This is a genomic window from Aquirufa novilacunae, from assembly GCF_045310505.1.
GTDB classification, from domain to species: domain Bacteria; phylum Bacteroidota; class Bacteroidia; order Cytophagales; family Spirosomataceae; genus Aquirufa; species Aquirufa novilacunae.
Map to the genome: position 1 here is coordinate 23,942 of NZ_JBEWZG010000003.1, position 15,333 is coordinate 39,274.

20 protein-coding genes are annotated in these 15,333 nt (G+C 43.3%); 16 read left to right on the forward strand and 4 right to left on the reverse strand.

What is annotated here, in order from left to right; translation table 11 throughout:
- Positions 1–5: 5 nt before the first annotated feature.
- Together V7S74_RS08220 and V7S74_RS08225 are read left to right on the forward strand one after the other, a co-directional pair.
- Positions 6–731, forward strand: a complete 726-nt coding sequence (locus V7S74_RS08220; RefSeq protein ID WP_406778277.1) for a proteasome-type protease — start codon at positions 6–8, stop codon at positions 729–731.
- Complete coding sequence (locus V7S74_RS08225; RefSeq protein WP_406778278.1) at positions 728–1,582, forward strand: transglutaminase family protein; 855 nt, start codon at positions 728–730, stop codon at positions 1,580–1,582. The genes V7S74_RS08220 and V7S74_RS08225 overlap by 4 nt, the downstream gene beginning before the upstream one ends.
- Here the strand turns inward: V7S74_RS08225 and V7S74_RS08230 are convergent.
- On the reverse strand, positions 1,579–2,310 hold the full coding sequence (locus V7S74_RS08230; protein ID WP_406778279.1) for an MlaE family ABC transporter permease: 732 nt from the start codon (positions 2,308–2,310) through the stop codon (positions 1,579–1,581). The two genes, V7S74_RS08225 and V7S74_RS08230, sit on opposite strands and share 4 nt — an antisense overlap.
- A gap of 38 nt (positions 2,311–2,348) precedes the next feature.
- Here V7S74_RS08230 and V7S74_RS08235 point away from each other — a divergent pair, with 38 nt between their 5' ends.
- Genes V7S74_RS08235 through V7S74_RS08250 form a run of 4 tightly spaced genes read left to right on the forward strand, consistent with a single transcriptional unit; the run spans position 2,349 to position 5,109 of the window.
- Positions 2,349–3,050, forward strand: a complete 702-nt coding sequence (locus V7S74_RS08235; RefSeq protein ID WP_406778280.1) for an SDR family oxidoreductase — start codon at positions 2,349–2,351, stop codon at positions 3,048–3,050.
- Positions 3,047–3,478 carry a tRNA (adenosine(37)-N6)-threonylcarbamoyltransferase complex ATPase subunit type 1 TsaE gene (gene tsaE / locus V7S74_RS08240; protein ID WP_406778281.1) on the forward strand — a complete coding sequence of 144 codons (432 nt, stop codon included), beginning with the start codon at positions 3,047–3,049 and terminating at the stop codon, positions 3,476–3,478. Before V7S74_RS08235 ends, tsaE begins: the two co-directional genes overlap by 4 nt.
- Entirely contained in the window at positions 3,463–4,683 is a 1,221-nt protein-coding gene (locus V7S74_RS08245; RefSeq protein WP_406778282.1) for an alanine dehydrogenase, read from the forward strand. Before tsaE ends, V7S74_RS08245 begins: the two co-directional genes overlap by 16 nt.
- A 3-nt stretch (positions 4,684–4,686) precedes the next feature.
- Complete coding sequence (locus tag V7S74_RS08250; RefSeq protein WP_406778283.1) at positions 4,687–5,109, forward strand: hypothetical protein; 423 nt, start codon at positions 4,687–4,689, stop codon at positions 5,107–5,109.
- A gap of 103 nt (positions 5,110–5,212) precedes the next feature.
- On the opposite strand, the gene xerD is transcribed toward V7S74_RS08250, so the two are convergent.
- A complete protein-coding gene (gene xerD, locus V7S74_RS08255) occupies positions 5,213–6,121 on the reverse strand; it encodes a site-specific tyrosine recombinase XerD (protein WP_406778284.1) in 909 nt (302 codons plus the stop codon).
- Between the two features lie 73 nt (positions 6,122–6,194).
- Between xerD and aroQ the strand changes: the two genes are divergently transcribed.
- The 8 genes from aroQ to mog are packed head-to-tail and all read left to right on the forward strand — an operon-like array spanning position 6,195 to position 11,821.
- Complete coding sequence (gene aroQ / locus V7S74_RS08260) at positions 6,195–6,620, forward strand: type II 3-dehydroquinate dehydratase (protein ID WP_406778285.1); 426 nt, start codon at positions 6,195–6,197, stop codon at positions 6,618–6,620.
- A 3-nt stretch (positions 6,621–6,623) separates the two neighbouring features.
- Positions 6,624–7,670 carry an aminotransferase class V-fold PLP-dependent enzyme gene (locus V7S74_RS08265; RefSeq protein ID WP_406778286.1) on the forward strand — a complete coding sequence of 349 codons (1,047 nt, stop codon included), beginning with the start codon at positions 6,624–6,626 and terminating at the stop codon, positions 7,668–7,670.
- Positions 7,660–8,229 (forward strand): MarC family protein, encoded by a 570-nt coding sequence (locus V7S74_RS08270; protein WP_406778287.1) that lies wholly within the window; start codon positions 7,660–7,662, stop codon positions 8,227–8,229. The genes V7S74_RS08265 and V7S74_RS08270 overlap by 11 nt, the downstream gene beginning before the upstream one ends.
- Positions 8,230–8,853, forward strand: coding sequence for a ribonuclease H1 domain-containing protein (locus tag V7S74_RS08275; protein WP_406778288.1), 624 nt, complete (start codon positions 8,230–8,232; stop codon positions 8,851–8,853).
- Positions 8,840–9,559: a tRNA1(Val) (adenine(37)-N6)-methyltransferase gene (locus tag V7S74_RS08280; RefSeq protein WP_406778289.1), complete on the forward strand. Its 720-nt coding sequence runs from the start codon at positions 8,840–8,842 to the stop codon at positions 9,557–9,559. The genes V7S74_RS08275 and V7S74_RS08280 overlap by 14 nt, the downstream gene beginning before the upstream one ends.
- Before the next feature lie 21 nt (positions 9,560–9,580).
- On the forward strand, positions 9,581–10,534 hold the full coding sequence (locus V7S74_RS08285; RefSeq protein ID WP_406778290.1) for a glycosyltransferase family 2 protein: 954 nt from the start codon (positions 9,581–9,583) through the stop codon (positions 10,532–10,534).
- Between the two features lie 2 nt (positions 10,535–10,536).
- A complete protein-coding gene (locus tag V7S74_RS08290; protein WP_406778291.1) occupies positions 10,537–11,328 on the forward strand; it encodes a tRNA threonylcarbamoyladenosine dehydratase in 792 nt (263 codons plus the stop codon).
- Positions 11,306–11,821 (forward strand): molybdopterin adenylyltransferase, encoded by a 516-nt coding sequence (mog, locus tag V7S74_RS08295; RefSeq protein ID WP_406778292.1) that lies wholly within the window; start codon positions 11,306–11,308, stop codon positions 11,819–11,821. The genes V7S74_RS08290 and mog overlap by 23 nt, the downstream gene beginning before the upstream one ends.
- Before the next feature lie 111 nt (positions 11,822–11,932).
- Here the strand turns inward: mog and V7S74_RS08300 are convergent, their stop codons facing one another.
- Positions 11,933–12,748: an aminotransferase class IV gene (locus V7S74_RS08300; protein ID WP_406778293.1), complete on the reverse strand. Its 816-nt coding sequence runs from the start codon at positions 12,746–12,748 to the stop codon at positions 11,933–11,935.
- Complete coding sequence (gene folP, locus V7S74_RS08305) at positions 12,726–13,595, reverse strand: dihydropteroate synthase (protein WP_406778294.1); 870 nt, start codon at positions 13,593–13,595, stop codon at positions 12,726–12,728. Before folP ends, V7S74_RS08300 begins: the two co-directional genes overlap by 23 nt.
- Positions 13,596–13,670: 75 nt before the next feature.
- Between folP and V7S74_RS08310 the strand changes: the two genes are divergently transcribed.
- Positions 13,671–14,249, forward strand: a complete 579-nt coding sequence (locus V7S74_RS08310) for a DUF1599 domain-containing protein (RefSeq protein ID WP_406778295.1) — start codon at positions 13,671–13,673, stop codon at positions 14,247–14,249.
- Positions 14,249–15,331 (forward strand): BT_3928 family protein, encoded by a 1,083-nt coding sequence (locus V7S74_RS08315; protein ID WP_406778296.1) that lies wholly within the window; start codon positions 14,249–14,251, stop codon positions 15,329–15,331. The genes V7S74_RS08310 and V7S74_RS08315 overlap by 1 nt, the downstream gene beginning before the upstream one ends.
- Positions 15,332–15,333: the final 2 nt, after the last annotated feature.

Sequence of the window (15,333 nt, forward strand, 5' to 3'; positions counted from 1 at the left end):
ATCGTATGACATATTGTTTAGGAATTACCGTTAAGGAAGGATTGATTGCCATCGCAGACACGCGTATCACCGCTGGAAACGAGGTATATTCAAATAAAAAAATCTCTATTCACGAGATTAAAAACCATTCCCTTTTCATCATGACGGCCGGATTACGTTCCGTGCGAGATAAGGCGGTTACCTATTTTAATCAAGCCATCGAGGACGAGGAAGAAAGCTATGATTATATGTTTCAGGCCGCAACGTCCTTTGGGACTAAACTTAAACAAGTCGCAGCGGAAGACCGGGAGACTTTAGAAAAAGAAGGTTATGCGTTTAATCTACATGCCATTGTAGGAGGCCAAATGCCGAAAGACAGTGAGCATAAATTGTTCCTCGTGTTCCCGGAAGGCAATTGGATTGAAATTAATGATGGTTTAAAATACCAAATTATTGGTAATTCCAATTACGGAAAACCACTTCTAAATAGAAATTTGACGCACGAAACCTCCTTAAAAGAGGCATTGAAGATGGGATTCCTTTCTTTTGATGCGACACAAGTGAGTGCGAACGATGTAGATTATCCCATCGATGTGGTGGTTTATGAGAAAGGTAGTTTCAAGGCAAGAGAGGTCAGATTACACAAAGAAGACATGGAGGCCATTTCTGATGACTGGAATGAGGCTTTGCGTCAATCTTTAGCGAGAATCGATGAAGGTTGGATGAAAGATTTAATCTCTCCCTCGAAATGATCGCTCGCATCAAGCACCATTTACGCTATGAATACAGTGAATCGGTCACGTTGGACCCGCATATCCTGTATTTGCACCCAAGAAAAAGTGCCCTTTTATCTGTCCAAGAATTTAACTTACAAATAGATCCTGCTCCTGTCCAAATCTCCAAGAATTTAGACCCAGAGGGAAATATTCAAAACATCTTATTTTTTAAAGAACCTACCTCTTACCTCTCCATTGAGGTGCAAGCGACGGTAGAAACGACTGAATTCAATCCATTTGATTTTGTCTATTTCCCCTTTGAAAGCAAAACATTACCCATTACCTATTCGAATTCCTATCAAAAAACCTTAAGCCCCTATTTAGGCTTGGAGGGTGTAACACCCACGGTAGAACAAATGGCACGCCAAATTGCCTCAGGAGTTCGCTACAGCACATCTGCCTATCTATCTGCTTTGAACGAATTCATCTTCAGTAATTTTGCTTATGAGATTAGAGAGGAAGGAGCCCCTAATTCACCAGAATTCACGTTGATTAACCGAAAGGGTTCTTGTCGCGATTATGCGGTATTATTCTCTGCCTTATGTCGAGCGATGGGCTTAGCGACGCGTTTTGTTTCTGGCTATTACATTGGGGTGGCACCAGTGGATGTGCCTAATCAGACACATCATTTGCACGCGTGGGTGGAAGTTTATTTGCCTGGTGGTGGCTGGAGAGGCTATGACCCGACGCAGCATGAGGTCGTTTCAGGAAATCACATTCCATTAGCCGCATCATGTTTGCCGGAAGAAATCACACCTGTCTTTGGTTCCTATCGAGGAGCCGCGACATCGCTATTAAGCACTAATGTGTTTATTGAAAGAATTTAGCCGACTAATAATTGGGCCAAAAGATAATCTGCTATCAAAATCGCAATACACGAATTAGTCACTGCAGCGGTACTCGAAGTCCCTACTTCGTATGCTCCTCCTTTTGTGTAGAAGCCTTTAAAAGCTGAAATCGTAACAATTAGAAAGGCAAAAACCACTGATTTTGTCAAGGCAAAAATCATGTAATTTCCTTTGAACTGGAATTGCAAACCTTTAATGTATTCTTGCGGAGAGATGGAACCTGTTAACCAACCCGCTAGATACCCACCATAGATAGCTAGAAAACAAGCCAGAGTCACAAGCATGGGGAACGTAATCATCGCCGCGACGATTTTAGGCAAAACCAAATAAGACCGGGAGTTAATCCCCATTACCTCTAAGGCATCGATTTGTTCAGTAATGCGCATCGTTCCTAATTGACCCGCGATATTCGATCCGATTTTACCCGCTAATACGACGCAAGTAATCGTAGGACCCATCTCTAAAATGGTTGAATCACGTACAATTAGACTGATAATATATTGTGGAACGAAAGGGTTGTCCATGTTTGCCGCTGTTTGAACGCAGGTTACGGCCCCTAAGAACGTGGACACAATCGCCACAATTAACACAGAATTAATACCGATGTCTACACATTCCTGAAATGTCAAGGCGAGATATACCCGAAATTTTTCTGGATTTGTAAAAAGCTTACCCAGGAAGATTAAATATTTACCTAATTTTGACATCTGATTGGTATATTACACATCGATATTCTTCAAAGATAATGAACAAAACGGCAATAATTAGTGGGGGTAGCCAGGGAATTGGCAAAGCTTTGGTAAAAAAATTCTTATCTGAAGGATTTAGGGTTTTTACCTGCTCTCGAAATGGCGATAAATTAAAAGCCCTTTCAACTGAATTCAATACGAACGCTTTGCACACTTTTGTGGCAGATTTAAGCGTTAAAACGCAATGTCAAGATTTTGCATCCTGGGTTTTAGGCCAAACCAAATCCATCGATGTCCTAATCAACAATGCCGGTTTTTTTATGCCTGGACAGATTCAGAATGAGGAAGATGGGGTTTTGGAAAGCCAAATCGAGGCGAACTTATACAGTGCCTATCACTTAACAAGAGCCTTTTTGCCGACATTTCAGGCCCAAAAATCAGGGCACATCTTTACGATTTGCTCTACCGCCTCCATCACCGCTTATACGGCTGGTGGATCGTATTGCATCAGTAAATTTGCTTTACTAGGCTTCACTAAAGTCTTGCGAGAAGAAACGAAAACACAAGGAATCAAAGTAACGGCCATCTTACCAGGCGCTACTTTAACGCCGGCTTGGGATGGAGTGGAATTACCTGAAACGCGATTTATCCCGGCAGATGACGTGGCTTCGACCATATACTCGGCTTACTCGATGAATCCTTCGACCGTGTTAGAAGAAATACTGATCAGACCTCAATTAGGAGATATCGAATTATGAGACCCTGGGACAAGTACAGCATCACAGAATTACCTGAAATAGCGTCTAGCTTAATCAGAGAGACAAAAGACTACCCTAACGTCTGGTTATTTCGTGGTGAAATGGGGGCTGGAAAGACGACCTTAATTAAAGAGATCTGCCATCAATTAGGCGTGGCTCAATCAGTTCAAAGCCCCACCTTTTCCTTAGTGAACGAGTATGTGGACGCGAAGGGGCAACCGGTTTATCATTTTGATTTATACCGTCTGAAGAACGCCCAAGAGGCTTTTGACATCGGATTAGAAGAATATTTAGACTCAGGTCATTTATGTTTAATTGAATGGCCGGAGCAGGCGGAGGAGTTTTGGACCTTTGAACACCTCGAATTAAACGTGTCACACGTGGATGATGCGCACCGTAAATTACAAGTCGTATGGCGAAGATACTAGAACATAATCCGTTTCAGGAATTACTTTCGAAGCAAGGAATCGCGCCTTTAGAGGCGATGGCGTGGACGAAGCAGAATGCCCAAAGCATCCGCATCAGCCTTCCCAAGGAATCCGATCCGAACGAAAATCGCATTTCATTAAGCCCGCAGGCGGTGACCTTATTAACCAATAATGGCCATGAAATTGTGATCGAAAAAGGGGCAGGCGAAAGAGCCGGATTTAGCGATTCAGATTATCTATTAGCCGGAGCCAGTGTGAGTGAGGATGTGGCGATGATTTGGCAGAGTGCCTTAACCTTAAAAATTACCCCTCCCACCATCGCGGAAATAGCGCGCATGAAAGAGGGACAGGCCATTATTTCTAGTGCCTCTTACCAGCATTTATCCTCCGAATTAATCGATGCGATTAACGCCAAAAAACTATTAGCCATCGGACTCGAATTCGTCGAAGACAATGGTGGTGGTTTTCCTTTCATTAAAATCATGGCGGAGATCGCTGGGCAATTGATTCTGCCGATTGCGACAGATTTGATTCAAAAGAAGAAAGGATTGCTTTTAGGCAATGTAACTGGGGTTCCTCCCTGCAATATGGTGCTTTTAGGTGCTGGGCAGGTGGTGGAGCAGGTTGCGCGAGCGGCAGCGAGCGCAGGCGTGCAGTTCCAAGTATTCGATAAAGATATTTACAAGTTACAACGCCTAAAAGCGGCGCTCGGTTTCCCTGTCGTAACTCAAGTCATCGACTCGGAAAATCTAGCGAAAGCCCTTCAAGAGGCCCAAATCATCGTAGGAGCCCTTCGCTCCGACAGTGGAATTACTCCCTGTATTGTAACGGAGGAGATGGTTAGCAAGCTAAATCCAGGAACCTTGATTTTTGACGTTTGCATTGACCAAGGAGGCTGTTTTGAAACCTCTGAAGCGAGCACCATCCAAAAACCCACCTTCGAAAAATACGGAGTAACACATTATTGCGTACCGAATATCCCTTCCCTAGTTGCACATACGGCTAGTTTAGCCATCAGCAACCTAATGACTTCCTTCATCTTGAAGGCTGGAAAGACGGGGGGAGTGGAGGAAATGCTTTGGCAGGGAAAATCCTTCATGAAAGGCGTATTCTGCTACCGAGGCTTCGTAACGCAAGCAAGCACGGGGAAATTGTTCCACAAACCCGTGAAAGACATTCAATTATTATTACTAAGTAAGAGTTAAATCATGATCGAAGATTACACCGCCCTCTCAAACGCGCCCAATTCCCCTGACTTGAACGGGAAATATTTAGGCCTTATTTCGTCCGACTTCATCAAAGTCGCAGACGCTTTAAAGGAAGCCTCTTACCAAATCAAGAAGCGCGGCTTCTCCGATTTCCCCATCTTCGTCACCTCACAACGTCCCATCGAAATAGGCCAAAAGCTGATCGGCGTAGGCGAATTGCACGAAAACAAGTGGAATTACCACGCTTCCATGATGGAAGAATTCGTGCAACGCAAACTGATCGCCGAAGAAAATAGGGAACTATTCGTCCAAAATTTCAAAGACATCGAAGAGTTCGCTTGCCTTTTTGTGGTGGATGGACAGTTTACCAATTTTGTGTTTATTCCTTTCCCTGAGGAAGGTTCAGAGATTAGAGAACTTTAAAAAGAGAGCATAAAGCACAAAGAATAAAGCATAGAGTTGGTATCGCCTATGGCGATGGATTCATGAAGTGCTTACTTCAGACTTCCTTTTTATTCTTTGTGCTTTATTCTTTATGCTTTAAAGTAGAAAACGGATGAAAATCCCTTACCATCTGCGTCAAATACGCTCGATCCAAGTGCGTATAAATCTCCGTTGTCAAGATCGATTCATGACCTAACATCTCCTGAACGGCACGTAAATCCGCGCCCCCTTCAATTAAATGGGTTGCAAATGAGTGACGGAAGGTATGTGGACTTATCACTTTTGTGATTCCGGCTTTTGCAGCCAGATCCTTACAAATTAAAAATACCATCACCCGACTTAGGCCAGAGCCTCTCCTATTCAGGAAAATAACGTGCGTCGAATCTTTCTTCACTGGTAAGGAAGGTCTAACTGATTCCAGATAGAGATTAAGGTATTTAAATGCATCACGACCAGCGGGAACGAGACGTTCTTTGTCGCCTTTCCCGCGAACTTTGACGAAGCCTTGATCTTCGTATATATCCTCTCTTTTCAGCCCTATTAACTCCGAAACACGCAATCCTGCTCCATATAAGAATTCTAACATTGCTCGATTTCTTACTCCTTCCGGACTGGAAAGATCGGCTTGTTCGAGAATGGCAGTGATTTCGTCGAAAGAAAGGGTATCGGGAAGTTTGCGGCCCATTTGGGGATTTTTCACGTGCACTGTGGGATCCGCTTTTAGGGTTCCATCGAATACGAGAAATTGAAAAAAGGCCCGGATGCCTGACAGGGTTCTAGACTGCGTACTTGCTTCGATTCCTAAAGCGTGTAAGTCTTTTAAGAAGGCCAAAATATGGGATTCATCTACCTGATCAATAGCAATGGGTGAAACAGAAAGATAGGTAGCTAGTTTTTGAATGTCTCGTAAATAGGCTTCATGGGAGTGCTTAGATAAGCCCCGCTCTATTTTTAAGTAATCCCCAAAAGACTGGATTTCTGTCTCCCACATATAGAATTTGTACCATGAATCCCGTAAATTTAAAGTAATTACGTATTTTTACACCGCATGTCCCCTTATTAATATGGTAAGAAAGAAAATATTGATCCTGAATGGCCCTAATTTGAACTTATTAGGCACACGTGAACCTGAGATTTATGGGGCACAGACGTTCGAGCAGTTTTTGGAAATCTTACAAGATAAGTTCGGTGAGCAACTAGATATCTCCTATTTTCAATCCAACGAAGAGGGGGTTCTGATCAATAAATTACACGAGGTAGGTTTCAGCTACGACGGCATTTTATTCAATGCTGGCGGCTATACACATACTTCGGTGGCTTTGGGTGATGCAGTGGCCGCGATTAAAACGCCGGTAATTGAAGTGCATATTTCAAATGTGCATGCGCGTGAAGATTTCAGACATCACAGTTATTTAAGCCCTAAGGCAAAGGGAATCATCGTAGGTTTAGGTCTGCGTGGTTACGAATTAGGCCTTTATTCTTTCCTATAAACCATGTTATCTTTCTACCCTGGTCCTTCAAAGGTTCATCCAGAGGCCCTTGGATACATTCAAGAGGCTTTTGATCAGGGTATTGTGAGTATAAATCACCGGAGTGAACGCTTCGAGAAACTGCTAGAAGCTACCTTTCAGGAGCTCCATTTCAAGTGGAATATTCCCACAGATTATACGATCTATTTTGTCTCCTCAGCCACAGAAGCTTGGGAGATTGTGACTCAGTCTTTGGTTAGAAAAAAATCCACACACCTGTATAATGGCGCTTTTGGCAAGAAATGGGCACAGTATGCGAAAGCGACATCAGAGTCAATTGAGTTTACACTAGAACAAAGTCTAGCCGAAGTGGGTCAAAAATTAGGACCAATAGAAAGTGACACTTTATGTTTAGTCCAAAGTGAAACTTCAAATGGGACTTGCCAGCAAATACGTCGGTCTGATTTTCAATTAGCCGATGACGCCATCATAGCCGTGGATGCCACTTCCTCGATGGGAGGCATTGAATTGCCTTGGTTAGAGGCAGATGTTTGGTTGGCCTCGGTTCAGAAATGTATCGGAATTCCAGCAGGATTGGGTCTACTGATCTGCTCCCCTAAAGCTTTAGCGCGCGCGAAAGAAGTGGGACGCGCTACTCATTACAACGATGTCTTGTTTTTAGAAGAGAACAGACGCCTCTTTCAAACGCAAATGACACCGAATGTCTTGAGCATTTATCTGGTTAATCGCCTAACAAAACAGCTTCCATCGTTATCAAAAACGCATCAAGCTACGTTGGCAAAAATGAAAATCTGGACAGATTTTTGGGATCAACAAAGCGAATTTAGTTATTTAATACAAAGAGAAGACTTACGATTGCCTACTGTTTTAGCCTTAAAAGGGCCAGCAGAGAAGATTCAGGCCTTGCATGCCCGTTGTCAAGCTGCGGACATCGAACTGGGCAAAGGATATGGCGAATGGAAAAATTCGAGTTTCCGAATTGCTAATTTCCCGGCACATACCGTGGAAGACATTGAAACACTCATCAAAACCATCAGACATGAACTTTAATTCAAAAGAGATTCTCTCCTCCTCGCTGATTTTATTTTCGGTCATCGATATTTTGGGATCTATTCCCATCATCATCGAATTGCGTAAGAAGAATGGGGATATTCACCCGGGTCAAGCGACTTTGGCCTCTGGAATCATCATGATTGGATTTTTCTTTGCGGGAAAATTCATCTTGCATTTATTAGGGGTTGATACGAATTCGTTCGCGATGGCGGGTGCATTGATCATTTTCCTGATCGGTATGGAGATGACTTTGGGCCGCAGCATTTTTAAGAGTGAGGAAATTGAGACGAATACCCATTCGATCGTGCCTTTAGCGTTTCCGATTATTGCGGGAGCTGGAACGATGACGACTTTGATCTCTTTGAAATCACAGTTTGAGGAGGAAAATATCATTGTTAGTATCTTTATCAACCTCGTGTTTATTTATATCGTTTTACGCTCTAGCGTTTGGATTGAGAAGAAATTAGGGAATGCAGGGACGCAGATTTTGCGTAAAATCTTTGGGGTAATTTTGATTGCGATCGCGATTAAGATCTTTAAATCACGTTTGATGTAGATGGCCAAAAAACAAAAATACTATGTGATTTGGGCGGGTCATCAGACCGGAATCTTTGATTCCTGGGCAGAGACCGAGAAAAACATCAAAGGCTATGCGGGTGCGCAATATAAGTCTTTTGAGTCAAAAGTCGAGGCAGAAAGCGCGGCTAAAAAGAACTATTGGGCTAGTGTATCACCTTCATCAAAGACTAAAACTCCTCGATTAAACGCGGCTAAATTCATCATTCCAAGTATTTCGGTAGATGCGGCCTGCGCCGGCAACCCGGGCGTATTGGAATACCAAGGTGTAAATACCGAAACAAAGGAAGTCTTATTTGCACGTGGACCTTTCCCAGAAGGCACCGTCAACTTAGGTGAGTTTTTAGCCATCGTTCACGGTTTAGCCTACTTAAAGAAATTAGATTGCCCCTACCCTTTGTATTCAGATTCGAGAACCGCTATTGCCTGGGTACGAAATCGAGCCATCAAAACGAATTTAGAGCGCAATGCCAGAACAGAGGAGCTTTTCAAGATGGTGGACAATGCCATCACTTGGTTAAAAAGTAATCACTATTCGACGAAAGTCTTGAAGTGGGAGACCGAAGATTGGGGCGAAAATCCGGCAGATTATGGCCGAAAATAGATCCACTTTCGAGTTCAAACAGTTTTCACTAGATCACGGAAATCCGGGATTGAAGATCAGCACAGAAGCTTGCCTGTTCGGTGCGTGGGCATCTTTGCACGCAGGTGGTTTATGCCTTGATATTGGAACAGGGTGTGGACTTTTAGCTTCTATGATGGCGCAAGCGAATACTGAGTGCAGCGTTAAAGCGCTCGAAATCCATCCTGAAGTAGCTATTTTGGCCTCAGAAAACTTCGAGCAAAATCCCTTCAAAGACCGCCTTCAAGTCATACAATCTGACATTAGCGCCTACCATTCAGAGGTAAAATTCGATTTCATCTGTTCCAATCCTCCCTTTTTCACGAATCATCTTCCAGCAACGGATCCTGCTAGGCACATGGCAATCCATGCAGATCATTTGAGTCCAGCGGATTTAGCGAATTCAATCGATCGATTGCTGGCTGCGGAGGGCGAATTTGCGGTGTTGTATCCAGCTGATGTTTTGGCGCTATTCGAACAATCCCTAGAAAATCTAGGCTTATACATCAACGAGAAAGTGAATGTGCTTTCGAAACCGGATAGCCCTGTGCTAAGGGTTATGGCGAGGGGATCGAGGAAAGAAGAGTTAAACGAAGAGCACAGCCTACCCATCAAAACGGAACAAGGCGACTACAGCACAGAATTCATCGAATTATTAAGACCCTATTATATCATTTTTCCTTCATAATTATTTCGTACTTTTGCTCGTATGTTACAGCTATCCATCGTAGTACCTCTTTATAACGAAGCCGAATCGCTTCCAGAACTATGTTCTTGGATCGATCGGGTGATGAAAGAAAACGCCTTTTCGTACGAAATGATCTTCGTAAACGATGGTAGTAATGACAATTCTTGGGAGGTTATAAAGCAATTATCTACGCAATACAGCTCCCTTCAGGCCATCTCATTTGCCCGGAATTACGGCAAATCAGCAGCGCTTCATGAGGGTTTTACCAAAGCTTCAGGGCAGGTAGTCATCACCATGGATGCTGATTTACAAGATTCACCTGACGAAATCCCAGAATTATATCGATTGATCACGGAGGAGAATTATGATTTAATTTCAGGCTGGAAGCAAAAACGCTACGACCCTTTATCAAAGACAATTCCTACCAAATTATACAACGCGGCCACGCGTAAACTTTCGGGTGTTAAATTGAACGACTTCAATTGTGGTCTGAAAGCCTATAAATTAGAGGTCGTGAAAACGATTCGTTTGTACGGCGAAATGCACCGTTACATTCCGGTTCAAGCAAAATGGAACGGGTTTACTAAGATTGGCGAGAAAGTGGTACAGCACCAAGCACGCAAATATGGCGTAACGAAATTTGGGCTAGAAAGATTCCTATTCGGATTTTTAGATCTGTTATCGATTTCATTTGTGCAGATTTTTGGCAAGCGCCCAATGCACCTTTTCGGTAGTTTAGGCATTCTTTCTTTCCTAACGGGTTCTTGCTTAACTGTTTACCTGATTGGTGTGAAATTATACAACATTGCCTATAATCTCAAGTACCGCAATGTGACGGACAATCCGCTCTTCTTTTTGGCCCTGGTGGCCATTATCCTAGGTGTTCAGTTGTTTTTAGCCGGTTTCATCGGCGAATTACTGATTACTAACTCGGATAAAACAACGAATTATCAAATCAAGGAAGAAATATCCTAATTATGCCAAACAATGATCTGAGCTGGCTCAGCCGCTCCGAACTTTTGATCGGTCCAGAGGGGATCGCAAAATTACAAGCTTCTCATATTTTAGTGGTCGGTTTAGGGGGCGTAGGCTCTTTTGCCGCAGAATTTATTGCTCGTTCCGGCGTAGGAACCATGACCATCGTGGATGGTGACGTGGTGGATCCTACGAATCGCAACCGCCAATTACCCGCTCTAGCGACTAACCATGGAGTTTCGAAGGCTCAAATTATGGCTGACCGATTGTTAGCCATTAATCCAGCTTTGAAATTAACCTCCATCGAAACATTTTTAAGCCCAGAAGAGGCGAAAAACCTGTTAGAAACGAATCAATTCGATTACGTGATGGACTGCATCGATTCAGTAACTCCTAAAGTAACGTTATTGAAAACAGCCTACGACCTTGGATTCAAAATCGCCAGCTCCATGGGTGCAGGAGGCAAAATGGATCCTACTCAAATCAGAACAGCCGATCTACTTAACACACGTGAATGCTATCTAGCCTCTTTAGTGCGTAAACGCATTCGCAAGATGGGAGTAGGTAAAGGAATTAAGGCCGTTTTCTCTTTGGAAAAAGTCAAAGATGAATCACTCATCCTGACTGACGGAAGCAACTTCAAAAAGTCCGCCTATGGTACGATCTCTTATTTACCAGCAGCCTTCGGAGGCGTAGTCGCATCTATCGTCATTCGCGATCTCCTAGACGAGCCGATTCCGATGGAAAAGAAACTTAAATTACCCAAAAAGAATGATCAAAATAGGCGTAATTAATGTGTCCGACCGAGCAAGCGCGGGCATCTACGAAGATATTCCGGGCAAAGCCGTGGTAGAATTATTAAAAGAATACCTGGAATCTGATTTCGAGGTAGTCTACGCCGTTGTTCCAGACGAACAAGATCAACTCGAAGCGAAGATGATCGAAATGTCTAAAGAAGTCTGCCTTCTAGTAACTACTGGCGGAACTGGCCCAGCCTTACGCGACGTAACCCCAGAAGCAACAGAAGCAGTTTGCCAAAAAATGATGCCCGGATTCGGCGAACTCATGCGCTCCGTTTCCTTGCAATATGTTCCTACCGCCATTCTTAGTCGTCAAACTGCGGGCATTCGAAATCGAACATTAATTCTAAATCTTCCTGGAAAACCGAAAGCCATCAGACAATGTCTTGAGGCCGTTTTCCCAGCCATCCCGTATTGCATCGACTTGATCGGCGGACCTTTTTTGGTGTGTAGGGAGGAGAATATGAAGGCTTTTAGGCCGAAGTAGAGCGAAGCTCTACAAAGCACAATGAATAAAGAATAAAAAAAGTATAGGTATATTTCACAAATTCATCCTCGAAGAGGATTCCAACTTTGATTCTTTGTACTTTATGCTTTCTCAAGCCTCTGAGTTAAGAAGCATCCCATACAACGTCTCCGTTACCTCACCCCTTTTCCCATTTCCTATCTGCTTTCCATCGATGGAAAAAATAGGTAAAACGCGTTTGGTGGAACCCGTTGTGAACACTTCATCTGCATTCATAAAATCGGCTAGCGAGCAGGCTCCCACTCGAACTTCGTAAACTGACGAAGCTAGGGCAATCACTTTTTTACGAGTAATTCCTTCTAGAATATGATCTCCAGGGGTGTGAATGACACCGTCTTTGACATAAAACAAATTAGAACGAGACGACTCCGACACCCCAAATTCAGGTGTATGATAAATCAAATCGTCTCCTCCAGCCGCTCGCACAGCAGGCATTTCGCGCAAGGCGAAGGCATAATTCAAAGATTTAATATCTGCCATCTCCCGCTTATATTCGCGGCTAATCAATCGCAATCCAGAAGTCGGTTCCGCAAAAGAGAAGACCCCAGGAAAAATGTATAATTCTGAATCGCCAGATGGATCGAAGCCATTGGGACTAAAACCAGCCGTTAAAACGAGCTTCACTCCTAAGCAAGGATCGACAGATTGCGCGGCGATTTCTTGAATTAAAGCGCCAAAATGCTCTTTCGTATACGAATGAGGCAAACCCATCTTCGCAGCTGAACTCAAAAAACGATCTAGGTGATCCGACATAAAGATGGGATTACCCTCCATGATCCGGAAGAAATCGAAGATACCAAAACCACGAAGAAAGCCCACATCCTTAATGGAGACTGTTACTTTGTCGGGGTCTTGCCACGCGCCTTTATAATAAATGGGATAGGCCATTTTGCTGTAGTTTTTGGACTAAATGAATCGTTTCTTTCGCCTGTTTCACGTCATGAACACGCAAAATTGAGGCGCCTTGTTGGAGCGCAATCGTATGTAAAACGGTACTACCATTCAATGCTTCATCCGCTGAAATGCCTAATTCCTTCCAGATCATCGTCTTTCTAGACAGGCCCGCTAGGATAGGAGCGCCTAACAATTTAAAGGAGCGTAAATGAGCTAATAAGGAGTAATTATGATCTAGGGCTTTTGAGAAACCAAAACCAGGGTCAACAATCAAATCTTTGAATCCACGGGAACGCAGTTCCTGGACTTTAGGCAATAAATTATGTAATACCTCTGCTACCACATTCTGGTAATCTGGCACTTCATGTACTTGCTCGAAACGACCTACGCTGTGACTGAGAATATAAGGAACTTGATTTTCGACAATGTAATCGAAAACGCCTTCATCCATTTGGCCTGCACCGATATCATTAAAAATATGAGCCCCAGCCGCTAAAGCCGCCTTAGCCACCGCCACGCGATAAGTGTCGATCGATATAATCACGGCAGGGTATGCAGCGGAAATAGCTGAAACAATCGGACACACACGTGCAATTTCTTCCTCCGGACTTACTGGAGCCGCACCTGGTCGTGTGGAATGCCCACCAATATCTAAAATCAAAGCTCCTGCTGCGATCATCGAGGAAGCTTGCTCTAAGGCTGCATCAACCGATGACACACGACTTCCTTCGAAAAAAGAATCCGGAGTGATGTTTAAAATCCCCATGATTTTAGGCGCTGAAAAATCAATCAATTGGCCATTTAAGCGGATTGTTTGACTAGTGGAAAAAAGAGCGTCCAAATCGAGTGAATTTTAGGATAATTTAAATAATTTTGTAGGCTATAAAAACGCGAGCATCGTATAAAAACTGTATCTATGAACAGGGACTCAACGCCTTCCCAAACCGAAATCGAATATCGCCAAGTAATTTCATACTGCAAAGCCTTGTTTGATAAAAAAAACAAAGATTACGGCACTTCATGGAGAATTTTACGACTTTCTAGCTTAACCGATCAAATCTTTATCAAAGCCCAACGAATCCGTAGCATCCAAGAAAAAGGAGCTCAAAAAATCGAAGATGGCATCGAAGGAGAATTCATCGGAATCATCAATTATTGCATCATCGCACTCATTCAAAAGTCTTTAGAGGGTTCAGACCAAATGGAATTTGCCCCAGAGGAATTGAGCGGCTTTTATGATCAGCAAGTAGAAATAACGCTTGAATTATTGCGTAATAAGAACCATGATTACGGCGAGGCTTGGCGTGACATGCGTGTTAGTAGCATGACGGATTTAATCTTAATGAAGATTTTCCGCACGAAGCAAATTGAAAACAATGAGGGCAGAACCCTTGTTTCTGAAGGTGTAGAAGCGAATTACCAAGATATGCTCAATTATGCCGTCTTCTGCTTAATCACATTGAAGGGCGAGCAACAGCAGCAACAACAGCAATAATGTCTAAAATCGCCAAGATTTTATTGGTCGGGATTTTCATCTTTTCGGGACTCATCAAATTAAATGACCCGATCGGAACCCAACTGAAGCTAGAAGAATACTTCGAGGTGTTCTCAGTGGACTTTGCTTTTATGGCAGGATTTTGGAAATTCTGGATTCCATACGCGCTCATCTTGTCGATTTTACTCAGCAGTTTAGAAATCGTTCTAGCCGTTGCTTTGGCCTTAAATTACCGGATAAAGCAAACTTTATATGCCTTTGTAGGTATCCTAGCCTTTTTCGGATTCCTCACTTTCTATTCAGCCTATTTTAATAAGGTAACTGACTGTGGCTGTTTTGGAGAAACGATCAAACTAACGCCCTGGACGTCTTTTGGAAAAGATATTTTCTTACTCGTTTTGACGGGTATTTTACTAATTTCCAAGAAACCACAAAACAAGAATACAGGCAAATGGGTCGCAACAACAGCCATTGCTAGTATGGCACTAGGTGTTTTTTGCTATTTCCACTTACCCATCAGCGATGGTTTACCCTATGCCATAGGCGACCATATTCCGACCAATATGAAGGAACGCGAGCCTTTGAAATTTTCCTATGTGTACAAAATCAAAGGGGTAGAAACGGAATTAAATGAGATGCCCACGGATACGACGGCGCAGTTCATTTCGATGAAAGCGACGAATGAGAAAGAGGCCAGACCTTTGATTACGGATTATCAATTGTGGGCGGAAGGCGACACGACGAATTACACCCAGGAAAGCTTCAAAGGAGCTAAATTGATGGTCATTATCCCTAACATCCACCACATGAATGAGGGGGCATTACCAGAAATCGAAAAATTAACGAAAGGTTTGAAAAACATCACCGTTTGGCTGGTTTCTGCCTCTACGGATGCTGACGTGAACGCCTTGCGACACAAATACCAGTTAGCGTTTCCAGCGCTTTCTGCGGATACGAAAATACTAAAAACCATTGTTCGCTCTAGCCCAGGATTGTGGCTGTTAAAGGACGGAACGGTAAAAGGAAAATGGTCTTCCTATTCCCTACCCTCTGCGGATGAAATTCAACAAAGCCTAGAATAAAA